Genomic DNA, 21,323 nt, shown 5'->3' on the forward strand with positions numbered 1-21,323 from the left:
TGCCGGGAAGGGCACGATGATGTTCGAGCTGCGTGTATTGGATGGTTTGCATCAGGGCGCCGCGCTGCCCTTGTTCGGTGAACAATGGAGTATCGGTGCGCATGCCGACGCCGACCTGTTGCTCAACGACGCCGGGATTGCCGAGCATCACGCACGGTTGCGGTACATCGGTTCGTGCTGGTCGGTCCAGGCAGAGGCGGGGCTGCTTCAGGAGCCCGATGGCCTGATCCTGGCGCAGATCGCCAATCTGGCGCTCGGTACCCCTTTTTCGGTTGGCGCCATTCGTCTGTGCGTCACCCCGGCCGACCATCCCTGGCCCCAGGCGCCTGCCGCCCAGCCCGCGCCCTTGGCGCCCGATCCAGAGGCACCGTTGACCCTGACGTTGTCTTCCCTCTCACCGTCGCGGCAGAAGCACTTGATCAGCCTGGTGCTGGTGTTTGCCGTCATCTTCGTGGCGGTCGGTATCGCCTCCACCGGAGACCGCGACGCGCAGGCGTCATTGATGCCGGCGCTGGAGCACAAGCGTGAGCTGGCCTCGCCTTTCGAGGTGCGTCAGCAACTGCTGAAAATGCTCGGCGAGCGCGAATTGGGCCCGAAGGTCAGCTTGCTGGTGATCAATGGCCAGATTGTGTTGGACGGCGAAGTCCCCCAGGACGACGTGGAATTGGTGGCACGCATGCTCGGCCGGTTTGGCGAGCAGTTTGATACCGCCGTGCCGGTGTTGAGTCGTGTGCGGGTCAGCGACGGGACGCTGCCTTTCAAAATTCTTCAAATCGTCGGCGGGCCGAACGGCCACGTGGTCCTGGAGCAAGGCGATCGCCTCTTTGTGGGCGACGAAGTGGACGGTTTGCGCTTGGTGCTTATCGATAACAACAAGGTGGTTTTCGATGGGCCACAACGTTATGAGGTGCGCTGGTGAACGATAACCTGCAAGAGCGTCTGGAAGCCTGGCAGCAGCGTCAGTCCCAGGCATTGACGCGCTTTGCGCCCGTCATCCAGCGTGGCCGCATCCAACGCGTCAACGGCATGCTGTTGCAATGCCGATTGCCCGAGGCGCGCATCGGGGATTTGTGCCGGGTGGAGAAGTCACCGGGTGACGACATGCTCGCCGAAATCATCGGTTTTGATCAGCAGGATGCGGTGCTCAGTGCCCTGGGCAATCTCGAAGGCGTGCGGGTGGGTGCCGGCGTGGAGCGTCTGGGCGTGCCGCACCGGGTACGCGTCGGTGATGACTTGCTGGGCCAGGTGCTCGATGGTTTTGGCCGACCGATTGCGGGCGACGGGCCCAGTGCGTTTGTCGAAACCGCCAGCGGTGACGCAAGCCCGGTGTTGTGCGAGGCCCCTTTACCCACGGAGCGCCCACGCATCAACCGGGCGTTGGCCACCGGCGTGCGCTCGATCGATGGGTTGCTGACCTTGGGCGAGGGCCAGCGCGTCGGTTTGTTTGCGGGCGCGGGGTGCGGCAAGACGACCTTGTTGGCCGAAATCGCGCGCAACGTTGATTGCGATGTGATTGTGTTCGGTTTGATCGGCGAACGGGGCCGCGAGCTGCGCGAGTTTCTCGATCATGAGTTGGACGACGCGCTACGGGCCAAGGCGGTGCTGGTCTGCGCCACGTCCGACCGTTCCAGCATGGAGCGCGCCCGGGCCGCCTTTACGGCGACGGCGCTGGCCGAAGGTTTTCGGCGCAAGGGCAAGCGGGTGCTGCTGTTGATTGACTCCTTGACGCGTTTTGCCAGGGCCCAGCGCGAAATCGGTTTGGCCGCTGGCGAACCGTTGGGCCGTGGCGGTTTGCCCCCGTCGGTCTACAGCCTGCTGCCGCGCCTGGTCGAGCGCGCCGGGCTGACCCGTGACGGCGTGATCACGGCGATCTACACGGTGCTGATCGAGCAGGACTCGATGAGCGATCCGGTGGCGGATGAAGTTCGTTCGCTGCTGGACGGGCATATCGTGCTGTCACGCAAGCTGGCTGAGCGCGGCCATTATCCGGCGGTCGATGTGCTGGCCAGCCTTTCACGAATACTCAGCAACGTCGCAGAGCCTGGGCATATTCAGGCCGGTACGGCGTTGCGGCGCCTGCTGTCGGCTTATCAACAGATCGAACTGATGCTCAAGTTGGGTGAATACCAGCCAGGCAGCGATGCACTGACCGATATGGCGGTGGACAGCCGCCAGGCAGTCGATGGTTTTTTGCGTCAGGACTTGCGTGAGCCCACGCCGGTCGCGATGACCCTTGAGCAACTGACGGAGCTGACCGCTTATGTCCCATTCTGAGTCGCCTCCTGCGGACCCGATACTTGGCGAAATAGAGACCCTGCGACGCTTGCGCAGGCACCGTGCAGACCGTGCCGAACGCGCGCTGCGTGAGGCCAAAAGAACCCAGCAGGCCTTGTTGGCGAACATCCGCGAGGCAAAGGACACCCTTGAACAAACCCGGCTGGATGAGGCCGAGCAAAGTGCGCAAATGCTCAGCGAACACCAAGGGCAAGTGTTGACCTTTCAGGCGCTCAAAGCCTGGAGTGCCCAGGAGCAGACATTGTCCGCCTGCACCCGGCGCGAGGAAGGCCAATTGCATGAGCTGCAAGGCCAGCGGGAGCAGCAGGAAATTGAAATCGGCAGTGCCCAGAAGCAGGTCACCTTAAGCCTGCGTCAAGTCGAAAAACTTCAGGAATTGTCCATTTTGCTGGCTCAGGAGCCGACATGACCAAGGTGTCTACCAGCCCGCCCAAACGCCCGCGCCCGCGAGCACCCCGCAACGACCTCGCTCAGGGCAATGCGCTTGCGGTGCCGTGGGAACACGTCCGCCTGTTTACCCAGCTGTTTGACGATGGTGGTGACAGGCGCGGTGGCGGCGCTTCTCTGGCCGGGCGCAAGGCCTCCACCCAGGTGGCCATGATCGAAGCGTTGACCGAGCAATTGGCGCCGCGTGTGCTGGGCGCCTCGCAGTGGCCGCTGGTGGCGGTCCTGTACTTGCCGCGCCTGGGGCGGATCAACGCGACTGTGCGCCGTGAGACGGGCGCGTGGAGCATTGAACTGGCGGCGGAGGAAGCGTCCACCGCGCACTGGCTTGGCGGCGTACGGCAACGCTTTCAGGAAGGTCTTGAACAGAGCGTGGGCGTACCGGTGAGCTTGAGCCTGGCCAGTGTGGGCCCGGCATGATGGCGTCGTTGCTGAACCTGCCCACGGTCAGGGCTGACGCGGTGGCTGCACGGCGTCGGATGGGGCATGGCTTGCGTATGCCGTTTCAGGTTGCCGAGCAGAGCGGTGAGCTGCTGCTTGAGCCCGGGCCTGCCCCGGTGGGCATCCAGCCGTTGTGCTTCGAGACAGCCTGCGGGGTGCTGGCGTTCGGTGAGCCCGGGCCATTGTTCAGCCTGATGGGCGAGTGCCCGGTGACGCTGGCGCAGTCGGGCAACGATCCGGACTCCTGGTTTTGGGAGCTGTTCCAGCACCACCTCAGCACTCAGGTGCGCGGGTTGTTGGGTTACCTGCGCTTGCGGGTGACTGAGCACCCTTCGGACTTCGGTTGCAGCCTCACTGTGACCTTGGGCACGTCCAGGGTCGTGGGTTATCTGTGGCTGGCCCCCGAGAGTTTTCTCGCCTTGTGCGAAGCGGGGCCCTGGCAGCCTGTCGCCCGGCCGCTACCCGCGTTGTTTCAAGTGACTGTTGCCGTGCCACTGGGGCGCCTGCAGTTGCCCATTACGCAAGTGAGCAGCCTGCGCGCGGGCGACGTGGTGTTGCTTGAGCAGAGTTTTTTTCAAGCGCAGGGCGACGGCTATGTGCAGGTCGGCAGGCAACGCCTGCATGGGCGTATTGATGATGAGTCCGGGCCGTTATGCCTGACCCTAACTTCTATTGAGGACATGTTTGTGGATGAGGATTTTGCAGCGCAGCAGCACTACCTTGGGCAGGAGAACGATACGCCGGTAGCGGATGTGTTCGGCAACGAGCCGTTCGATGAATTGAGCATGGCCCTCAACGTGCGCTGCGGGACGCTGAACCTGACCCTCGGCGAGTTGCGCAATCTTGCTCCCGGCGCGGTGCTGGGGCTCGGCGGATATGCGCCGGGCATGGCCGGGCTCTATTACGGCGACCGGCCTATCGGCCAGGGGCAGTTGGTCGAAGTGGACGGGCGGCTCGGTCTGCAATTAACGCGAGTGATGGTTTCCCGATGAGCTTTCAGGGGGTAGACCCTCTCGTTCTCGCGCTGTTTCTTGCGGCATTGTCGTTGATGCCGATGTTGTTGATCGTGTGCACGGCGTTCTTGAAGATCGTGATTGTGCTGATGATTACGCGCAATGCCATCGGTGTGCAGCAAGTGCCGCCGAGCATGGCTATCAACGGTATCGCGTTGGCCGCGACGCTTTTTATCATGGCCCCGGTGGGGTACGAGATCGCCGAGGCCGTCAAGGTCACGCCGTTGAACCTGACCAACGTGCAGACGCTCCAGCAGACCGGGCTTGAAGCAATTAAGCCGTTGCGGGCATTCATGCTGCGCAACGTTGACCCGGATGTGCTGACGCACTTGCTGGAAAACACCGCGCGCATGTGGCCGGCGCAGATGGCGCAGGAAGTCCTGCGCGAGGACCTGATCCTGCTGGTGCCGGCATTTGTGCTGTCGCAGTTGCAGGCGGGGTTCGAGATCGGGTTTTTAATCTATATCCCCTTCATCGTGATCGACCTGATTGTCTCCAACCTGCTCCTGGCATTGGGCATGCAAATGGTCTCGCCCATGACCATTTCCCTGCCGCTCAAGTTGCTGTTGTTTGTGCTCGTCTCCGGATGGTCGCGGTTGCTCGACAGCCTTTTCCTTTCTTACCTCTGAGCCCTCTATGGAACCGATCGTGCTGTTCAAGCAGGGCATGCTGCTGGTGGTCGTGTTGTCGGCTCCGCCGCTGATCGTGGCGGTGGTCGTTGGTGTACTGACCTCGCTGGTGCAGGCCCTGATGCAGATTCAGGATCAGACGTTGCCGTTTGGTATCAAGCTGGTGGCGGTGGGTATCACGCTGGCTGTGACGGGCCGTTGGATTGGCGTGGAATTGATCCAGTTGATCAACCTGACTTTCGACATGATCGCCCGCTCGGCGCTGAACTGAGGCATTGCCTGTGTTGCTATACCTTGAGTTCCTGCCCAGCCTGCTGATTGGCATGGCGCGTATTTACCCCTGCGCGTTCCTGGTGGCGGCGTTTTGTTTTCAGCACATACGCGGTATGCCCAGGCACACGATCGTGATGGTCATGGCGCTGCTCCCCGCACCCGGCATCCACGCAGCGTTGGCGGGTAGCGACTACTCGGCGCTGATGCTCACCGGGTTAGTGCTCAAGGAGGCCATGCTGGGTTTTTTGCTGGGCGTGTTGCTGTCGATGCCGTTCTGGATGTTTGAGGCAGTAGGGGCGCTGTTGGATAACCAGCGGGGTGCCTTGGCCGGTGGCCAGTTGAATCCCTCGCTCGGCCCGGACGCCACGCCCATCGGCCACCTGTTCAAGGAGCTGGCGATTTTTCTTTTGATGGCCACCCTGGGCCTGGGGGCGCTGACCCAGGTGATTTGGGACAGCTACCAGATCTGGCCGCCGACCGCCTGGTTTCCGGTGGTGGGGCCTAATGGGTTCGGTACTTTTATCGCGCTGCTGGGCGATACCTTCACGCACATGATGCTCTACGCGGCGCCTTTTATCGCGGTGTTGCTGTTGCTTGAATTCGGCATCGCTTTGCTTGGGCTTTACAGCCCCCAGCTGCAAGTGAGTACGCTGGCCCCACCGGTCAAATGCCTGGCGGGCATTGGTATTTTGATCCTGTACTTTGCGTTGCTGCAGGACTTGATCGTCGGGCGCATGGTGCTGCTGGGCGACCTCAAACACTCTCTGGGCTTGATGTTCAAGGTACCGACGCCATGAGCGATTCGGGCGAGAAAAAGCACCCGGCCAGTGCCAAAAAGCTGCGCGACCAACGCAAGAAAGGCCAGGTCGCCCAAAGCCAGGATGTCGGCAAATTGCTGGTGTTGACCGCCATCAGTGAAATCGCGTTATTCACGGCCGAAACCAGTCTGCAGCGCTTTCAGCAACTGATGGTGTTGCCCCTGTCACGAATCGGCCAGCCTTTTGTTCACGCCCTGGAGGAAGTGCTGTTGGACGCCCTGGTGGTGTTCTTCTCGTTCGCCCTGTTGATGGTCGGGGTGGCGATTGCAGTGAAGTTGATCAGCAGTTGGATGCAGTTCGGGCTGCTGTTTGCACCGGAAACCTTGAAGCTGGATTTCAATCGCCTCAACCCGCTCAAACAAGCCAAGCAAATGGTCTCCAAGCAGTCGCTGATGAATGTGTTGATGGGCATCGTCAAGGCGGTGCTGCTGGGCCTGATTCTGTACGTGGTGATCGGCCCGTCATTGAACGCATTGATCAACCTCGCCAACAGCGACCTGCAAAGTTACATCCTGGCGCTTATCACCCTGTTTCGCCATTTGCTGCATGCGTGCCTGGGCCTGTTGTTGGTGCTGGCGCTGATTGACCTGACATTGCAGAAGTATTTCTTTGCCCAGCGCATGCGCATGACTCAGGTTGAGGTGGTCAAGGAGTACAAGGACATGGAGGGCGACCCCCACGTCAAGGGCCAACGGCGCCAGCTCGCGCAGCAACTGGCTCAGGAGGAGCCGAAGGTCAAGCTGCCCAAGCTCGAAGAGGCTGACATGCTGGTGATCAACCCCACGCACTTTGCCGTTGCCTTGTACTACCGGCCCGGTAAAACCCCACTGCCGCTGTTGGTGGACAAGGGCACCGATGCCGAGGCGCGACAATTGATCGCCCGCGCCAAGGCCGCCGATGTGCCGGTCATCCAATGTGTGTGGTTGGCGCGTACGCTGTATGAGAAAAAGCTGGGGGCGAGCATTCCTCGCGATACGTTGCAGGCCGTGGCACTTATCTACCGGACCCTGCGCGAGCTGGATGATGACGCCAAGCGTGAAACCCTGGAGTTGCCGGAGCTTGAACAGCGCTGATCAGCGAGCCATGCCGCCGTCCAAGGCTTCAAGGTTGGCCAGCGAGAGCATCCGGCTGAGCGTTGGCTCAAGTGCCGTGCGTTGCGCAGGCAGGGCATGCCAGATCACCAGGGCACGTTTGCCATCGAGATAAGCGAAGCAGCCCTCGAACGCGATGGCCTGTTCGAAGCGGCGCTCCAAGACGCGTTGCAACTGCCCGGCCTGCAACGCCTCGCCGGCTATTTGCAGGCTCAGCCCCTGGCGTGCGCCGACCTGCAGGGTGCACAGCTTGATTCCCGGGCAGAGCTGCAGGAGAGCGGCATCGCCGCTCTCCAGGCTGTCCAGGAACGCTTGGCGGTTCAAGTCATTGCCAGGTAGCCCCATTGCACTCATCGTTCCAGTGACACTGTCTGATAGTCCGCGCGTTCGCCTGACGGGCCAGGGGCCACACGCATCTGCGGCGGCCACCAGACCACCAGCGTGTCAGCACTCGATTGTGGGCGTGTGCAGGAATCGCCTTTGCAGGTGGGCGTACAGCCGGCGACGAGCAGTGCCGCACTGATCAGTGTGGCGTACAAGAGTCCGTGTTTCATGGCGTGGTCTTCTGGGTTGGGGTGAGGAGGGAAGGGCGGGTCACGCCAATGTGTTCATCCTTCACGACGGGACGCATGGCGATGAACACTTCGGCTTCCTCACCCGGTTTGAGCCAGGCGCGCGGCCAGACACTGACCGCCAGGGTCTGCGAGTTGCTGCATTCATTTTCATCGATACGCACATTGCGTTTGATCTGGTTGCGCAGCACCACCACCGCCACGTTGAATTGTGGGCCGGCGTACCATTGGCTGCGTTCAGTGTTGAGTGCCAACACATCGCGAGTGGTGCACAAGGTGTTCAAACCCAGGGGCATCGGCCCGGCCTTGAAGCCATCAGGCACTTGCCCGCTGACGAGACGCGCCAGGGTACCGGTGATCTCGCTGCGCTTGATCTCCGGCTGGTGGGGAGAAAGGCGGCGGGCCAAGGGTTTGAGGGCGGCTTGCAATTCAGCCTGGTCCTCTTGGGGCAAGTAGCGTGAAGGGTCGGCCTGATCGCCGATGACCCGTGGGGTCAGGATGAACAGGCGTTCGCGACGATTATTCAGGCGCTCAGTCGAGGAGAACAACGCCTTGCCCAGCAACGGGATATCTCCCAGCAGTGGCACCTTGCTGCGCTTGTCTGTGTTGTTCGTGACGTGGAACCCACCGACCACCAACGAGCGTTTTTCCGCCATCACCGCTTGGGTGCTGACCTTGCCTCGGCGTACATCGAGGTCTTTGATCGAGGGGTTGGACTCATCGAAATTGCCGTCTTCAATATCCACCACCAAGTGGATCTGATGGCTGCCGCGGCTGGTGATGACCCGGGGTACTACCTGAAAACTGGTACCGACGGTGACCGGCAAAATGGTTGCGTTCTCTGTACCCGCCTCCAGGAATCGCGTGCGGTTGAAGTCGATGACCGCCGGCTGGTTTTCCAGGGTGAGTACCGAGGGGTTGGAGACCAGGGTTGCCAGGCCTCGGACCTCCAAGGCGCGTACGGCGGCGATGAAACTGTCACGGTTGGCAATGGCCAACTGTGAGGTGGTGCCGGGCGCTACGCTGGCGCCGCCACGGAAACGGCTGTTTTGAAAGCCCCAGGTGACCCCGAATTCGTTCAGTTGCGTGCGCTCGATATCAAGGATGATTGCGTCGATCTCCACCAGTTTGCGCGCGACGTCGAGTTGGGTGATCAACTCGCGGTACATCGCCTGGCGCTCCGGCAGGTCGTAAATCAGTACCGCGTTGTTACGCACGTCGGCCTCGACACGGATGCGACTGGTTGCCCGTGAGGCGCGCGGGGTGAGCGATGCGCCGGTCGCCAATTCCCCGCTGTTCGCTGACGTGCCGAGCATTTGCTCCAATAGCGGGTTACTCAGCCGGGGGACGTTCGGTGTCACCATGGCGTTTTGCGACTGGGCGCCGGGGGGCTGGCTCGCGCTTGAGAGTGCGGAGGGCGTGCGCGGTTCCAGCAACCCGCGCAGCATGGTGGCGATGCCCGGGATGGTCAGTTTTTCACCGCGATAATCCACCACGCGGTCGGTCGCGTTGGCGAACTTCAGCGGATAACTCAGTACGCTCTGTTTTTCATCCGGTGTGCGGCGCTGGCTGCTGAATTGTTTGATCTGCTCGATATAGCGCTTGGGGCCCGAGACCAGCACCACGCCGTCTTCGGGCAGCTCGCCCCAGCCGAAGCGGCTATCGAGCAGGCCGATATCGGTCAGTGCTTGCTTGAGATCGGAGAGGGTCTCGGAGGAAACTTCCAGTCGCGCCGACTCTTGCTGGTCCAGCGTGCTGATGTACAGGGTGTTGTTGTACATGTACCACTGGAAGCGGTGCTCAACGCCCAGCCTGTCGAGCAATGACTGGGGAGTGTTGGCGCGTATCTTGCCATTGACGATGCCTTCCAGCAGGCCTTCGACCTGTAGCTGAATGCCAAAGGTTTGCGCGAAATCTTCCAGCACTTCCCGCAGGGGCTTGTGCTGCGCCTCATAGGCGTAGGCCGTGTTTTTCCATTCGGGCGGAATGGCGGCCAGGGTGCTTTCCAACGGCGCCAGCAACCAGGGCAGCAGCATCAGGCTGCGCCAGTGACTACTTTTGGTCGCGCACGCAGACGAGTCGGCGCACAAACCAATGCGTTTGTGGGGCTTGTTGTACATGGAGGGTTCTCTGATTAATGCGCCAGCGAGCGTAGCGACAAAGAGGGGCGCGGGAGTGCCGGCCGAAGTTGGCGCGCGATCATCGCGCGCCAGGCGTCACGTTGGTTGAGCAGGTTTTCGACGCCGCTCAAGACGTGCTTGTCATCCAGATCATCCGGTAGGGGCAGGCACTGGACCAGCCACAGCGCGCCACTGTCCGGCGCTTGCGCCAGGGCGCCCTGGAAGTGGTTCAGGCTGGGTTCACCTGGCCGCATCCAGGTTTCCAGTTGCGCGTTATCGGGCCTGTGCAGCGTCAGTTGGACACCTAATCGCAGTGTGCCCGGCAGGCGTTGCAGGGTAATTGCGTGGCCGTCTTCAAACAGGGTGAGTGAGTCTTCGCGACCCCGCGCCCAGTGGATGATCAGGGCGTTCAACTTACTGCACGCCGTCGAGCGCAGTTTTGAGCAGCATGTGTTTGGCACGGATCTGTTCGTGAAAAGCCCACTTGGCGTTACGTTGCTGCAGGCCCAGTTCGAAAAGGTCGACATCGGCTTCGTCTATGTCCGGATCCGCCATCGCCGTTTCCGCCCGATTTTTTTCAAGGTCGCTTCGTCGCAACAGTTGGCTCTTCAGGTTTGCGTAGAATTCCATAAACATTTACTCGTGATGTGTATGAACTATGTGGCGTGCAGATCGCCACCAGTTCCATGCGGATTAACGTTTTTGAACGCTAAGGATTGCCACGTTTCACCCAGGACGCTCACTTGAAAATGCGGCTTCGGTAACGAGCAATATCTTGCGCATCGAGGCCCAATCGATACGAAAGTCGCCTTCGTCTGTTTCCAGTACCAGTGTCTGCGGCCTAACCCGGTCATCCGCGCGAAGTACCCAGTGGGTGATGTCCAGCATGGCGAGCGATTGCTTCAGACTCTCCACTTCCTGCGGGTGACACAGGAGGGTCGCGGTGACGTTAGGAAGCTGTGTGGCCATCAATCGTTTGATCAGGGCGCTGAGGCGTTGCGCGGGAGGAATGTCGTCCAGTAGGCAACACAGCGCCTGGTCGGCGATCGACGTGGCGTATCGCTCCAGGTTGTCGCACAGGACCTGGCGTTGGTGTTCCCACTCTTCGAGCTGGGCGTTGGCCCGTTGCCAAAACGCCTGGTGCGCTTGCTCAAGCAGGGCGTCGCGCTGTTCTGCTGCCTGGCTCAACACCTCATCTGCCTGGGCTTTGGCACGCTCGAGCATTTGGCTGGCTTGAGCGCTTTCCCTGAGCATTTCCTGGGTAATCAAGACAGGTGCCTGGCCGGCAGAGCTGTCGTATAAGTCAATTTTGCGTCGGCATAGCATCGTGGGGCAGCTCTTTCAGTTTAGGAAGTCTTCGTCGCGCGTGGTCGTCACCCGCCAGACGATGGCTTGCCAGAGTGTGTCGAGCCGGCTGTGTGCGTCTTCGAGTGAGTGAGATGTTGCTTCCATTTGCTGCACCCGTGGGCGTGAAAAACGTAAGCGAAGCCGTTGCCATATGGCAGGCGGGACCCAGGCACGCAGGAGCTGCAGTGGATCGTCGTCAGGCTGCAACAACGCTTCAGGGCTTAACGCTTTGGAGAGACGCAGGCACCACAGGTGATGGATGTCGCTTACCGTTCCGTCGAGAGGGCGATGACAGGTGTTGCCCAGCAGAGCCAGCATCTGGTTGAGTTGTTCGGTTGAGGCGAGGGCCAGCCGAAGTACGGTGGTGTGAGGCGGCGGCGGCAGGCAGGGCTCGATGCCCAGGAGCTTGCTGATCCGCGTGTGCTGGGCACGACAAAGTGCGTCCACGCTTTCCTGGTCAAGTACACGCCAATCTGCGTGCGAGGCCTCCCAGGGAAGGGCCCACCATTGGGCCCAGGCCCGTTGTTCACTCATCGGGCAACGTTGCCCCATTGGGTGTCGCTTGCGCGCGCTTTCGGTTACGCCAGAACAGTCCGCCGGCCACCGCCAGCACGCTACCGACCACTAAAAACGCTACGCAGGCGCGCCAGAACGCGACGTCGCTTTCCGGGAGAAGGAAAGGCCCGAAATAGCCCAGTCGTTGTTGCTCCGTATAGGCTGTGGACGGCACAAAAACCACTGTCAGTTTTTGTGAGTTATCCACCGCAGTCGACATGCCGGGGATGCTGCTGGCGACCATACGGCGTACACGGGCGCGAATATTGTCGGGCTCAAGCCTTGGATCATGCTTGATAAACACCGATGCGGAGGCGGGCTGTACCGGTTCCCCTGGCGCGACACGTTCGGGCAGCACGACGTGAACGCGTGCGACGATAACGCCGTCGATGTTCGACAGGGTGGCTTCGAGCTCCTGGGACAAGGCATAGATGTAACGAGCGCGTTCCTCCAGAGGGGTGGAAATGACGCCCTCCTTGCGAAAGGTTTGCCCCATCGTGACACGTGCAACCTTGGGCAGCCCGGCGGCTTCCAGCGTACGAACCGCTCGGCTGATGTCCGAGGCGCTGACACGAACAGTCACCCCCTCTTTGGCCGGGATTTTTTGTGCGCGTATGTGTTTGTCCGCCAGTTCCGCAATGACCTCATTGGCTTCCTGTTCGGACAGTTGACGGTGCAATTCAACACTTTCACCGCAGCCGCTCAGCATGAGTACCAGCGATAACATGAGGCCCGGGGTCAGGAGACGGATCATTTTTACCTACTGCAGGTTGCTGATTTTTTCGAGGAATTGGGCGGTTTTACCGACGCTCTTGGTCAGCACCTGGGTAAGCAGCATGGTGTCTGAAAGGTTGCCGGCATAGTTGGCGCTGTCCTTTTCCTTGTTACCGGTACTGTAGGCACGCAGACCCTTGCTCAAGCCGGTGGTCGACTTGATCAGTTGATTGGATGCGTCGATCAGTAGGTTCGAGGACGGGGAGGCTGATGAAGCGGTGACGGGGCGTGCCGAACCTTCCAGCTGTGAGCTGAAAAAACTCACGTCTTCCCGGGGGAGTGTCGACTCTTGAGTGTGGGAGGGGTTCAGGGCGCCGTTGTTACCCGACATGAGGTTACGTTCTACACGCATAAAGGGCCTTCACGAGTGATGGAAGAAGCCTCTCCTGCCGACAGGCAGGAGAGGTTAGCGAGTTATCGCACTGCTTCAGCGTTCTTTTTGGCCTCGTTCGTTTCGTAAACCTTGTTGCTTCGCTCGAAGGATTTACGTTGCATTTGGTCGCGCTGCTCTTCCAAGTCCTCGTTCTTCCCGTTACCGCCGATAAGCGAGCCGCTGAGAGACTGGAGAAGTGAGGAAATACTGCTGATATCCATGTTGATGACTCCGTTGTTGGTGTATGAGAGATTAATGTTCAGCCAAGCTTTTCTCTGCGCAGAATGCAGACACTGAGAACTCTTGGCACTTTAACTGTGTGGCCCCTACCAACAAAAGCGTTCCAAATATTTCATCTGTGGATATTTAAAATTGTATTTCTTTGCTGTGGCAGCGACTGACATCAATTCAGTGATATATCCAATTGTTTCATCCTGTAGTAGAGCGTGCGTTTGGCGATGCGCAGTTCAACCGCCACCTCCTCTACGTTATGCGCATGACGGCGCAGCGACTCTTCAATCAGTATTTTCTCTATTTGTTGTAAGCGGTCTTTCAAGTTCAGTGGTGTTTCCTGGGCTTCCACCGCCGGCACTGTGAGCGGTGGCAGCCCCAGTACAAAGCGTTTGGCCGTAGAGCGCAGTTCGCGCACGTTGCCCAGCCAGGTGTGACATAGCAGTTGTTGAAGCAATTCATTGGAGGCGAGAGGGGCGGCGTAGTTGAAGTTATCGGCCTCCTGTCGAACCATGTCGAGGAACAAGGGCACAATCCGCTCGTGCCGTTCTCGCAGGGGGGAGAGCTTGATGTTGACGACATTCAGGCGGAAGTACAGGTCACGCCTGAATGTGCCTTGTTCGACCATCTCATGCAGTGACTGCTGGGCGGAGGCGATGACTCGCATGTTCACAGGGATGAAGCGGGTTGACCCCAGGCGCTCCACACCGCGGGCTTCCAGCACACGCAGCAATTTGGCTTGCAGCGAGAGCGGCATGCTGTCGATTTCATCCAGGTACAGCGTGCCCAGGTGTGCGGTCTCGATAAAACCGGCCCGTGACTGCACTGCACCGGTATAGGCGCCGCTGTTGACACCGAAGAGCTGGCTCTCCGCGAGGCTTTCCGGGATGGCGGCGCAGTTGACGGCAACGAAGTTTCCGCGTCGGCCGGACAGGCGATGTATCCGTTGCGCCAAGGTATCTTTGCCGGTACCGGTTTCCCCCAGTAACAAGATGTCAACATTGAGTGCGGCAGTCGTATTGAGTGTGCTTTCAATATCTACGTCCTCAATGAATGGGGCGTCTAGTTCACTTTCCTTTTGGTAGGCGGCCGACATTTTGCTATCACTTCACTATGAGTAGAGCGGTATTCAACGGGGGGCGCAGTAAACCGTAATTTATCCGGAGTGTCACTGTTCTTTAAGTAGGAAAACGTCTCGGGTTGTATTGAGGTTTTGAGGCGGACACTGCAAAAAGGTTAGTTCAAGTGTCGGAGTCGGAAAGTGCCAGGTTTATTCGTAGGATTAAACTTAAAGTTCGGTAGATTAGATGAGGTTTGTTTTGTTGGGTTAAAGACGTGAAGGCCTATATCACGTTACGGCGGTGCCAAACAGCAGCCACAAAAAAGCCGATGCAGTGCATCGGCTTTTTGTTTGCGACGAACGCCGCAGGTAACGCTTACACGTTGAAACGGAAGTGCATCACGTCGCCATCCTTGACGATGTATTCCTTGCCTTCCAGGCGCCATTTACCGGCTTCCTTGGTACCGGCTTCACCCTTGTACTGGATGAAGTCGTTGTAGGCGATGACTTCGGCGCGGATAAAGCCTTTTTCGAAGTCGGTGTGGATCACGCCAGCGGCCTGTGGTGCAGTGGCACCGACTTTGACGGTCCACGCGCGGACTTCTTCGACACCGGCAGTGAAGTAAGTCTGCAGGTGCAGCATTTCGTAGCCCGCACGGATTACACGGTTCAAGCCAGGTTCTTCCAGGCCGAGGGCCTCGAGGAACATGTCTTTCTCTTCGCCGTCATCCAGCTCGGCAATTTCTGCTTCGATCTTGTTGCACACCGGAACAACGATGGCGCCTTCTTCGTCGGCAATAGCCTTGACCACGTCGAGCAGCGGGTTGTTCTCGAAGCCGTCTTCAGCAACGTTGGCGATGTACATCACCGGCTTGGTGGTCAGCAGATGGAAGCCTTTGATCACCGCTTTTTCGTCGGCATTCATGCTCTTCATCAGGCTGCGCGCTGGTTTGCCCAAGGTGAAGTGAGCGATCAGTTGCTCCAGCAGGCCTTTCTGGACCACTGCGTCCTTGTCGCCGCCCTTGGCGTTACGCGCGACTTTCTGCAGTTGCTTTTCGCAGCTGTCGAGGTCGGCGAAGATCAGTTCCAGGTCGATGATCTCGATGTCGCGTTTCGGGTCGACACTGTTGGAGACGTGAATCACGTTCTCGTCTTCAAAGCAGCGGACCACGTGGGCAATGGCATCGGTTTCACGGATGTTGGCCAGGAACTTGTTGCCCAGACCCTCACCTTTCGACGCGCCGGCCACCAGGCCCGCGATGTCGACGAATTCCATGGTGGTCGGCAGGATGCGCTTGGGATTGACGATGGCCGCCAGCGCTTGCAGGCGCGGGTCCGGCATGGCCACGATGCCGCTGTTGGGTTCGATGGTGCAGAAGGGGAAGTTCTCCGCCGCAATACCGGATTTGGTCAAGGCGTTGAACAGGGTGGATTTGCCGACGTTGGGCAGGCCGACGATGCCGCAATTGAATCCCATGGTGTTTCCCCTCGGTAAGAGTCAGGCCTTCTGGCTGTGCAGGTTTTTCATCGCACGGTTCCATTCACCGGCGAAGATATCCGGCAGCACGCCGAGGGCAAAGTCGATGCTGGCATCGAGTTTTTCCTGTTCGGCGCGTGGCGCACGACCCAGGACGAAATTTGAAACCATACTGGCAACGCCTGGGTGGCCAATGCCGAGCCGCAGACGGTAAAAATTATTCTGATTGCCCAACTGCGCAATGATGTCGCGCAGGCCATTGTGGCCGCCATGCCCGCCGCCCAACTTGAGTTTGGCAACGCCGGGTGGCAAGTCCAGTTCGTCATGGGCCACCAGGATTTCTTCGGGTTTTATCCGGAAGAAGCCCGCAAGCGCCGCGACAGCCTGGCCGCTGCGGTTCATGTAGGTGGTGGGAATCAGCAGACGAACATCCTGACCCTGGTGCGAGAAGCGCCCGGTCAGGCCAAAATATTTGCGATCAGCCGTAAGGCTCACACCTTGGGCGTGGGCGATACGCTCAACAAAAAGGGCCCCCGCGTTATGCCGGGTCTGTTCGTATTCGGCGCCTGGATTTCCCAGGCCAACGATCAGTTTAATGGCAGTCACGACAGGGGCCCTTCCTTTGGAGTTGTGGATAACATCGCCAGACCTAAGTGCGGCGAAAGTGGACGGCAGGAGCTAACTTATCCAGAGATAAACTTCGCGTTGTCGCCCGCTTTCTCGCTACGTTCCGGTCCGCGATGTTTCCTCAAGCACCGGCAATACAGAGTGAATTACTCTGCAGCGCCTTCTTCAGCTTCTGGTGCAACGCGTGGAGCGTGAACGTTTGCAACAGCTTTGTCATCACCGTGAGCCAGTGCAACAAACTCAACGCCTTTAGGGGCTTTGAGGTCGGACAGGTGAACGATGTCGCCGATTTCCAGAGCCGACAGGTCGACTTCGATGAACTCAGGCAGGTCTTTCGGCAGGCAGGTCACTTCGATCTCGGCAACAACGTGCGAAACTTCGCCGCCTTTCTTGACCGGGGCTTCTTCACCAACGAAGTGTACAGGCACGATAGCGGTCAGTTTCTGACCGGCTACTACGCGTACGAAGTCAGCGTGCAGCACGTGGCCTTTAGCTGGGTGACGTTGCAGTGCCTTGATGATGACGTTCTGCTTCTTGCCACCAACGTTCAGCTCGATGATGTGGCTGTAGGCCGCATCGTTTTCGAGCAGTTTGGCAACTTCTTTAGCCAGCATGCTGATGGATTCAGGGGCTTTTTCGCCACCGTAAACTACAGCTGGAACCAGGCTTGCGAGACGACGCAGGCGGCGGCTCGCACCTTTCCCCAGGTCGGAACGCAGTTCAGCATTCAAAGTAAAATCGTTCATGTTGTATCTCCAAAATAACCACATTCGCCCCAGCGTTTGCGACCAGCGCTAAAGGCGATATGGGCAAAAAAGCCCCGCCCCAACAGAATGCTGGGGCGGGGCGCTTTTCGTCAGTGGATGTTTCGTAAGGGCTGACCCTTAACGGAACATCGCGCTGATCGATTCTTCGTTGCTGATGCGGCGAACCGCTTCGGCAACTACCGGTGCGATATCCAATTGACGGATACGCGAACAGGCTTGAGCTGCTGCGGACAACGGGATGGTGTTAGTCACCACCAGTTCGTCCAGCATGGAGTTCTCGATGTTCTCGATCGCTCGGCCCGACAGCACAGGGTGTGTGCAGTAGGCGAAGACTTTTGCAGCACCGTGCTCTTTCAAGGCTTTGGCCGCGTGGCACAGAGTGCCGGCGGTGTCGACCATGTCATCAACCAGAATACAGGTACGCCCTTCGACATCACCGATGATATGCATCACTTCGGAGTGATTAGCTTTTTCACGGCGTTTGTCGATGATCCCGAGATCCACGCCCAAGGATTTGGCAACAGCCCGTGCACGCACGACGCCACCAATGTCCGGGGACACGATCATCAGGTTTTCAAAGCGCTGATCTTCGATGTCATCCACCAATACTGGGGAGCCGTAGATGTTATCTACCGGAATATCGAAGAACCCCTGGATTTGGTCAGCGTGCAGGTCAACCGTGAGAACACGGTCGATGCCTACCACGGTCAGCATGTCAGCGACGACTTTCGCGCTGATAGCCACACGTGCGGAACGCGGACGGCGATCCTGACGGGCATAACCAAAGTAAGGGATTACAGCTGTGATTCGAGTCGCTGAGGAGCGGCGGAAGGCATCAGCCATCACGACGAGTTCCATCAGGTTATCGTTGGTCGGAGCGCAAGTCGGCTGAATAATGAAGACGTCTTTACCGCGGACGTTTTCATTGATCTCGGCTGTAATTTCGCCGTCGGAGAACTTACCGACAGAGATGTCACCGAGAGGGATATGCAGCTGACGTACGACACGTCGAGCCAGATCGGGGTTAGCGTTCCCCGTAAAGACCATCATCTTGGACACGCGCAGTACCTAGAGGCTGAGGGTAACCTGGATGAGTATTAGAAAATGGCAGGGGCGGCTGGATTCGAACCAACGCATGGCAGGATCAAAACCTGCTGCCTTACCGCTTGGCGACGCCCCTGTATTTGTTGCAACGAGTACCCAGTACTCGGTTCCTTTAGAGCAGACTTTGCAGCTTGCGATGCAACATCGAAACGTTGCTTCCCTTTGCTACAAACCCTGTAAGGGTCTCTGTAAGAAGGGCCGAGACTTTATCAGCTTCAGCTTTGTTTGGGAAGCCCCCAAACACACAACTTCCAGTTCCGGTTAATTTTGCTTCGGTAAATTTACCTAACAAATTCAAAGCGTTACGTACATCTGGATAACGCCTTGCTACAACCGGTAAGCAGTCATTTCGACTGTTTCCCTTGGGAACGGGGCGCACTTTAATGGGAGGAGAGTTACGTGTCAACAGTGGATCTGAAAAAATTTCTGCTGTACTTACAGATACTTGCGGAACAAGCACGACATACCACGGCTCTTCGGGGTATTCCGGGGTGAGTTTCTCGCCCACGCCCTCGGCAAAAGCCGCGTGCCCATGCACGAAAACCGGGACGTCGGCGCCCAGTGTCAGGCCCAGCGTGGCCAGGCGATCGAGGCCCCAACCCAGTTGCCACAAGTGATTCAGGCCGAGCAGCGTGGTCGCGGCATTTGAGCTGCCGCCACCGATGCCACCGCCCATAGGCAAAATTTTATCGATCCAAATGTCGATGCCGAGCGGGCAACCGGATTGCTCTTGGATTTTTTTCGCGGCTCTCACGATCAGATTGCTGTCGTGGGGCACGCCTTCAAATTCGGTATGCAGCTGGATCACGCCATCGTCGCGTACGGCGAAGGTCAGCTCATCGCCGTAGTCGAGAAATTGAAACAGCGTCTGCAACTCGTGGTAGCCGTCTTCACGGCGCCCCAGAATGTGCAGCATCAAATTGAGTTTGGCTGGGGAGGGCAGGGTCAATGTGGCGACGGTCACGTTATTGCCCCAGCTTGCGCGGTTGCCATTCCTTGATCACCAACGTGACGTCAAGGTCGGTGCCATGCAGTTTGATGCGCTCGGGCAGCCAGTAAGCGCCCTGTTGCACGTAGCTGAGGTACTCAACCTGCCAGCCATCCTGCTCCAGAGTGGCCAGGCGACTGTCGCCGTTGAGGCTCAGGCGGCTCTTGCTGTCCGGCGCGGGCAAGCCGCGCACCCACCAGACCAGGTGGGACACCGGCAATTTCCAGCCCATCTGTTCTTCCAGCAAGGCTTCCGGCGTCGTTGCTTCATAGCGACCCTGGTTCGCCACTTCAAGGCTCACTTGCCCAGGTCGACCGGTCAGGCGCGCCGCGCCACGGCCAAGTGGCCCTGACAGGCGAATGTCGTAATAGTCCTGGCGCTGCAGCCAGAACAACGTGCCGCTGCCGGAATCTTTCGGCGCGCGAACGCCGACCTTGCCGTCGATCTGCCAGCCGTCGATGCTGCTGAGCTGCTCTTTGTGCTGTTTCCATTGCGCCTGGTTGCCCTGGCCTTCAACGGATTCACGGCTGCCAATGCCCGCGCAACCGGCGAGCAAGGCGATCAAACTGAAAACAATGACGTGGCGCAAAAACATAAATTTAAAGGGTCTCAGATCCGGTCAGGCGCTTGATGGTGCCGCGCAGGATGGGGCTTTCGGGTTGTTCCTTGAGGAATTTTTCCCAGATTTGTCGCGCTTCGCGTTGTTTGCCATTGGCCCAGAGCACTTCGCCCAGGTGAGCGGCGACTTCCTGATCGGGGAAGCGCTCGAGTGCCTGGCGTAACAAACGCTCGGCCTCGTCCAGGTTGCCCAGTCGGTAATTGACCCAGCCCAGGCTGTCGAGCACGGCCGGGTCTTCCGGGTTGAGCTTGTGGGCGTGCTCGATCAGCGCCTTGGCTTCGGCGTATCGCGTAGTACGGTCAGACAGGGTGTAACCCAAGGCGTTCAGCGCCATGGCGTTGTCCGGATCGCGCTTGATGATCAGGCGCAGGTCTTTCTCCATTTGCGCCAGGTCATTGCGTTTTTCCGCCTGCATGGCACGGGTGTACAGCAGGTTCAAGTCGTCCGGGTATTGCAGCAACGCTTGTTGCAGCAACTTCCAGGCGCGTTCGCCCTGTTTGTTGGCTGACAGGGTTTCGGCCTGAATCAGGTACAACTGGATGGCGTAGTCAGGTTCGGCGTCGCGTGCTGCCGCCAGGCGTTTTTCCGCCTCGTCGGTGCGACCGTTGCTCATCAGAATGTCGGCCTGGCGCAGTTGGGCCGGCAGGTAGTCATTGCCAGGGCCGACCTGGGCGTATTCGAGCAGGGCCGCCTGTGGGTCGTTGCGCTCTTCAGCGATACGGCCGAGGTTAAGATGCGCGGAGTCCACATGGCTTTCGCGCTGGATCAGCTCCTCAAGGTAGCCCTTGGCCTCGTCCCAGGCCTTGGCTTCCAGGCATACCAGTGCCAGCGAGTAGCGCAATTCATCGTCGTCCGGGTATTGCTGGACCAGGTTGGCGAACTGCACTTTGGCGTCCTCCATGCGGTCCTGCTCAACCAGCGTGCGCGCATATGTCAGGCGCAGGCGCTTGTCGTCCGGGTACTTTTTGATGCTTTTTTCCAGCAGTGGAATCGCTTCCTTGCCGCGATTGAGGTTTTGCAGCAGGCGTGCGCGCAGCAAAATCGGGGCGATCTCGCCGTCTTCGGGCGGGTTCTGCTCCAGCAGCTTCAGCGCGGCGTCGGCTTCGTCATCCTGTTGCAACAGCAGCGCCTTGCCGAAAATCAACTGGCTGTTCTTCGGATGTTTTTGCAGCAGGCGGTCGAAACTCTTCATCAGGCCATTGCGAGTGTCCTGGTCGGTGTCGGCAGCCGACAGCGCGAGGAAGTCGAAATGCGTGTCGCCCTTGCCCTGCAGGACTTTCTCCATATAGACCATGGAGTCGTCATAACGCCCGGCGCGCGCCAGTTGAACGGCGGCCGCGCGCTGCGCTTCCAGATCGTCCGGTGCGTTTTTCGCCCAGATCAGCGATGTGTCCAGCGCGGCCTGGTCAGCGCCCAGGTATTCGGCGATGCGAAATGCACGCTCCGAAATGCCTGGGTCCTGGGTATTGATGGCCTGGGTCACGTAGTTATCCAGGGCAATATCGAAACGATTGCGCTGGCCGGCGAGTTCCGCCGTCAGCAGGCTGTAGATCGTTTCTTCATTGAACGAGGAATAAACCTTGGGCTTTTCAGGGGCGGGGGTGCTGTCTTCCACCGGCGGCGTACCGTCCGGCGACACGGGGGCCAAGGCCTGGCAGCCGCTGAGGAAGACAAAAGCAAGGAGCAACGCGGAAGATCTATTCAT

Annotated in this window: 27 protein-coding genes and 1 tRNA gene; 9 read left to right on the forward strand and 19 right to left on the reverse strand. The window is 59.1% G+C overall.

Features of this window, described 5'->3' with window-relative positions:
• The first annotated feature begins 19 nt into the window (after positions 1-19).
• From ACDZ94_RS11790 to sctU, 9 genes are read left to right on the forward strand one after another with little or no spacing between them, the layout of a single operon-like run.
• Positions 20-919, forward strand: coding sequence for an FHA domain-containing protein (locus ACDZ94_RS11790; RefSeq protein ID WP_259763659.1), 900 nt, complete (start codon positions 20-22; stop codon positions 917-919).
• Positions 916-2,274 carry a FliI/YscN family ATPase gene (locus ACDZ94_RS11795; RefSeq protein ID WP_262666967.1) on the forward strand — a complete coding sequence of 453 codons (1,359 nt, stop codon included), beginning with the start codon at positions 916-918 and terminating at the stop codon, positions 2,272-2,274. The genes ACDZ94_RS11790 and ACDZ94_RS11795 overlap by 4 nt, the downstream gene beginning before the upstream one ends.
• On the forward strand, positions 2,261-2,704 hold the full coding sequence (sctO, locus tag ACDZ94_RS11800; protein WP_064450586.1) for a type III secretion system stalk subunit SctO: 444 nt from the start codon (positions 2,261-2,263) through the stop codon (positions 2,702-2,704). Before ACDZ94_RS11795 ends, sctO begins: the two co-directional genes overlap by 14 nt.
• Positions 2,701-3,159, forward strand: coding sequence for a type III secretion system HrpP C-terminal domain-containing protein (locus ACDZ94_RS11805; RefSeq protein WP_432750197.1), 459 nt, complete (start codon positions 2,701-2,703; stop codon positions 3,157-3,159). The genes sctO and ACDZ94_RS11805 overlap by 4 nt, the downstream gene beginning before the upstream one ends.
• Positions 3,156-4,172: a FliM/FliN family flagellar motor switch protein gene (locus ACDZ94_RS11810; RefSeq protein ID WP_432750198.1), complete on the forward strand. Its 1,017-nt coding sequence runs from the start codon at positions 3,156-3,158 to the stop codon at positions 4,170-4,172. The genes ACDZ94_RS11805 and ACDZ94_RS11810 overlap by 4 nt, the downstream gene beginning before the upstream one ends.
• Positions 4,169-4,822, forward strand: coding sequence for a type III secretion system export apparatus subunit SctR (gene sctR / locus ACDZ94_RS11815; RefSeq protein ID WP_064450589.1), 654 nt, complete (start codon positions 4,169-4,171; stop codon positions 4,820-4,822). The genes ACDZ94_RS11810 and sctR overlap by 4 nt, the downstream gene beginning before the upstream one ends.
• Positions 4,823-4,829: 7 nt before the next feature.
• Complete coding sequence (sctS, locus tag ACDZ94_RS11820) at positions 4,830-5,093, forward strand: type III secretion system export apparatus subunit SctS (protein ID WP_053254244.1); 264 nt, start codon at positions 4,830-4,832, stop codon at positions 5,091-5,093.
• A gap of 10 nt (positions 5,094-5,103) precedes the next feature.
• On the forward strand, positions 5,104-5,892 hold the full coding sequence (sctT, locus tag ACDZ94_RS11825) for a type III secretion system export apparatus subunit SctT (protein ID WP_064450590.1): 789 nt from the start codon (positions 5,104-5,106) through the stop codon (positions 5,890-5,892).
• Positions 5,889-6,986 (forward strand): type III secretion system export apparatus subunit SctU, encoded by a 1,098-nt coding sequence (gene sctU / locus ACDZ94_RS11830; RefSeq protein ID WP_064450591.1) that lies wholly within the window; start codon positions 5,889-5,891, stop codon positions 6,984-6,986. The genes sctT and sctU overlap by 4 nt, the downstream gene beginning before the upstream one ends.
• On the opposite strand, the gene ACDZ94_RS11835 is transcribed toward sctU, so the two are convergent.
• The 19 genes from ACDZ94_RS11835 to ACDZ94_RS11925 form a co-directional block, all read right to left on the reverse strand.
• Entirely contained in the window at positions 6,987-7,358 is a 372-nt protein-coding gene (locus tag ACDZ94_RS11835) for a hypothetical protein (protein WP_064450592.1), read from the reverse strand. It lies immediately after the preceding gene.
• Positions 7,355-7,558, reverse strand: coding sequence for an HrpT family type III secretion system protein (gene hrpT / locus ACDZ94_RS11840; protein WP_432750199.1), 204 nt, complete (start codon positions 7,556-7,558; stop codon positions 7,355-7,357). The genes ACDZ94_RS11835 and hrpT overlap by 4 nt, the downstream gene beginning before the upstream one ends.
• The gene (sctC, locus tag ACDZ94_RS11845; protein WP_064450594.1) at positions 7,555-9,696 is read right to left on the reverse strand and encodes a type III secretion system outer membrane ring subunit SctC; all 2,142 of its coding nucleotides are present in this window, start codon (positions 9,694-9,696) and stop codon (positions 7,555-7,557) included. Before sctC ends, hrpT begins: the two co-directional genes overlap by 4 nt.
• A 14-nt stretch (positions 9,697-9,710) precedes the next feature.
• Positions 9,711-10,109: a type III secretion protein gene (locus tag ACDZ94_RS11850; protein ID WP_432750200.1), complete on the reverse strand. Its 399-nt coding sequence runs from the start codon at positions 10,107-10,109 to the stop codon at positions 9,711-9,713.
• Position 10,110: 1 nt separating this feature from the next.
• The gene (locus tag ACDZ94_RS11855) at positions 10,111-10,326 is read right to left on the reverse strand and encodes a hypothetical protein (RefSeq protein ID WP_262666975.1); all 216 of its coding nucleotides are present in this window, start codon (positions 10,324-10,326) and stop codon (positions 10,111-10,113) included.
• A gap of 96 nt (positions 10,327-10,422) precedes the next feature.
• Positions 10,423-10,965 (reverse strand): type III secretion system stator protein SctL, encoded by a 543-nt coding sequence (sctL, locus tag ACDZ94_RS11860; protein WP_432750201.1) that lies wholly within the window; start codon positions 10,963-10,965, stop codon positions 10,423-10,425.
• 72 nt (positions 10,966-11,037) lie between these two features.
• Positions 11,038-11,577: a type III secretion protein gene (locus tag ACDZ94_RS11865; RefSeq protein WP_432750202.1), complete on the reverse strand. Its 540-nt coding sequence runs from the start codon at positions 11,575-11,577 to the stop codon at positions 11,038-11,040.
• A complete protein-coding gene (gene sctJ / locus ACDZ94_RS11870; RefSeq protein ID WP_262666978.1) occupies positions 11,570-12,352 on the reverse strand; it encodes a type III secretion system inner membrane ring lipoprotein SctJ in 783 nt (260 codons plus the stop codon). Before sctJ ends, ACDZ94_RS11865 begins: the two co-directional genes overlap by 8 nt.
• A gap of 6 nt (positions 12,353-12,358) precedes the next feature.
• Complete coding sequence (locus ACDZ94_RS11875) at positions 12,359-12,724, reverse strand: hypothetical protein (RefSeq protein WP_262666980.1); 366 nt, start codon at positions 12,722-12,724, stop codon at positions 12,359-12,361.
• A gap of 62 nt (positions 12,725-12,786) precedes the next feature.
• Positions 12,787-12,966, reverse strand: a complete 180-nt coding sequence (locus ACDZ94_RS11880; protein WP_064450600.1) for a hypothetical protein — start codon at positions 12,964-12,966, stop codon at positions 12,787-12,789.
• Between the two features lie 182 nt (positions 12,967-13,148).
• Complete coding sequence (locus tag ACDZ94_RS11885) at positions 13,149-14,072, reverse strand: sigma 54-interacting transcriptional regulator (protein WP_064450601.1); 924 nt, start codon at positions 14,070-14,072, stop codon at positions 13,149-13,151.
• A gap of 340 nt (positions 14,073-14,412) precedes the next feature.
• On the reverse strand, positions 14,413-15,513 hold the full coding sequence (ychF, locus tag ACDZ94_RS11890) for a redox-regulated ATPase YchF (protein ID WP_064450602.1): 1,101 nt from the start codon (positions 15,511-15,513) through the stop codon (positions 14,413-14,415).
• Positions 15,514-15,534: 21 nt separating this feature from the next.
• Positions 15,535-16,119, reverse strand: coding sequence for an aminoacyl-tRNA hydrolase (pth, locus tag ACDZ94_RS11895; protein ID WP_053254257.1), 585 nt, complete (start codon positions 16,117-16,119; stop codon positions 15,535-15,537).
• 167 nt (positions 16,120-16,286) lie between these two features.
• A complete protein-coding gene (locus tag ACDZ94_RS11900; RefSeq protein WP_064450603.1) occupies positions 16,287-16,886 on the reverse strand; it encodes a 50S ribosomal protein L25/general stress protein Ctc in 600 nt (199 codons plus the stop codon).
• Positions 16,887-17,024: 138 nt separating this feature from the next.
• Entirely contained in the window at positions 17,025-17,966 is a 942-nt protein-coding gene (locus tag ACDZ94_RS11905) for a ribose-phosphate pyrophosphokinase (protein WP_003208392.1), read from the reverse strand.
• A gap of 46 nt (positions 17,967-18,012) precedes the next feature.
• Positions 18,013-18,087: transfer RNA gene (locus ACDZ94_RS11910), tRNA-Gln, on the reverse strand.
• A 36-nt stretch (positions 18,088-18,123) separates the two neighbouring features.
• The gene (gene ispE, locus ACDZ94_RS11915; RefSeq protein ID WP_237140909.1) at positions 18,124-18,927 is read right to left on the reverse strand and encodes a 4-(cytidine 5'-diphospho)-2-C-methyl-D-erythritol kinase; all 804 of its coding nucleotides are present in this window, start codon (positions 18,925-18,927) and stop codon (positions 18,124-18,126) included.
• Between the two features lie 49 nt (positions 18,928-18,976).
• A complete protein-coding gene (gene lolB / locus ACDZ94_RS11920; protein ID WP_064450605.1) occupies positions 18,977-19,594 on the reverse strand; it encodes a lipoprotein insertase outer membrane protein LolB in 618 nt (205 codons plus the stop codon).
• A gap of 4 nt (positions 19,595-19,598) precedes the next feature.
• Positions 19,599-21,323, reverse strand: a complete 1,725-nt coding sequence (locus ACDZ94_RS11925; RefSeq protein WP_064450606.1) for a tetratricopeptide repeat protein — start codon at positions 21,321-21,323, stop codon at positions 19,599-19,601.

It is taken from the genome of Pseudomonas sp. UBT (genome assembly GCF_050915955.1).
GTDB lineage: Bacteria > Pseudomonadota > Gammaproteobacteria > Pseudomonadales > Pseudomonadaceae > Aquipseudomonas > Aquipseudomonas antarctica_A.

What these genes read in the sequence shown, in the direction of transcription:
- ACDZ94_RS11790 (WP_259763659.1), top strand. Translation starts at nt 20, where the DNA reads ATGTTCGAGCTGCGTGTATTGGATGGTTTGCATCAGGGCGCCGCGCTG.
- sctO (WP_064450586.1), top strand. Translation starts at nt 2,261, where the DNA reads ATGTCCCATTCTGAGTCGCCTCCTGCGGACCCGATACTTGGCGAAATA.
- ACDZ94_RS11805 (WP_432750197.1), top strand. Translation starts at nt 2,701, where the DNA reads ATGACCAAGGTGTCTACCAGCCCGCCCAAACGCCCGCGCCCGCGAGCA.
- ACDZ94_RS11810 (WP_432750198.1), top strand. Translation starts at nt 3,156, where the DNA reads ATGATGGCGTCGTTGCTGAACCTGCCCACGGTCAGGGCTGACGCGGTG.
- sctR (WP_064450589.1), top strand. Translation starts at nt 4,169, where the DNA reads ATGAGCTTTCAGGGGGTAGACCCTCTCGTTCTCGCGCTGTTTCTTGCG.
- sctS (WP_053254244.1), top strand. Translation starts at nt 4,830, where the DNA reads ATGGAACCGATCGTGCTGTTCAAGCAGGGCATGCTGCTGGTGGTCGTG.
- sctU (WP_064450591.1), top strand. Translation starts at nt 5,889, where the DNA reads ATGAGCGATTCGGGCGAGAAAAAGCACCCGGCCAGTGCCAAAAAGCTG.
- ACDZ94_RS11835 (WP_064450592.1), bottom strand. Translation starts at nt 7,358, where the DNA reads ATGAGTGCAATGGGGCTACCTGGCAATGACTTGAACCGCCAAGCGTTC.
- hrpT (WP_432750199.1), bottom strand. Translation starts at nt 7,558, where the DNA reads ATGAAACACGGACTCTTGTACGCCACACTGATCAGTGCGGCACTGCTC.
- sctC (WP_064450594.1), bottom strand. Translation starts at nt 9,696, where the DNA reads ATGTACAACAAGCCCCACAAACGCATTGGTTTGTGCGCCGACTCGTCT.
- ACDZ94_RS11855 (WP_262666975.1), bottom strand. Translation starts at nt 10,326, where the DNA reads ATGGAATTCTACGCAAACCTGAAGAGCCAACTGTTGCGACGAAGCGAC.
- ACDZ94_RS11865 (WP_432750202.1), bottom strand. Translation starts at nt 11,577, where the DNA reads ATGAGTGAACAACGGGCCTGGGCCCAATGGTGGGCCCTTCCCTGGGAG.
- sctJ (WP_262666978.1), bottom strand. Translation starts at nt 12,352, where the DNA reads ATGATCCGTCTCCTGACCCCGGGCCTCATGTTATCGCTGGTACTCATG.
- ACDZ94_RS11875 (WP_262666980.1), bottom strand. Translation starts at nt 12,724, where the DNA reads ATGCGTGTAGAACGTAACCTCATGTCGGGTAACAACGGCGCCCTGAAC.
- ACDZ94_RS11880 (WP_064450600.1), bottom strand. Translation starts at nt 12,966, where the DNA reads ATGGATATCAGCAGTATTTCCTCACTTCTCCAGTCTCTCAGCGGCTCG.
- ACDZ94_RS11885 (WP_064450601.1), bottom strand. Translation starts at nt 14,072, where the DNA reads ATGTCGGCCGCCTACCAAAAGGAAAGTGAACTAGACGCCCCATTCATT.
- ychF (WP_064450602.1), bottom strand. Translation starts at nt 15,513, where the DNA reads ATGGGATTCAATTGCGGCATCGTCGGCCTGCCCAACGTCGGCAAATCC.
- ACDZ94_RS11900 (WP_064450603.1), bottom strand. Translation starts at nt 16,886, where the DNA reads ATGAACGATTTTACTTTGAATGCTGAACTGCGTTCCGACCTGGGGAAA.
- ispE (WP_237140909.1), bottom strand. Translation starts at nt 18,927, where the DNA reads ATGCTGCACATTCTGGGGCGCCGTGAAGACGGCTACCACGAGTTGCAG.
- lolB (WP_064450605.1), bottom strand. Translation starts at nt 19,594, where the DNA reads ATGTTTTTGCGCCACGTCATTGTTTTCAGTTTGATCGCCTTGCTCGCC.
- ACDZ94_RS11925 (WP_064450606.1), bottom strand. Translation starts at nt 21,323, where the DNA reads ATGAATAGATCTTCCGCGTTGCTCCTTGCTTTTGTCTTCCTCAGCGGC.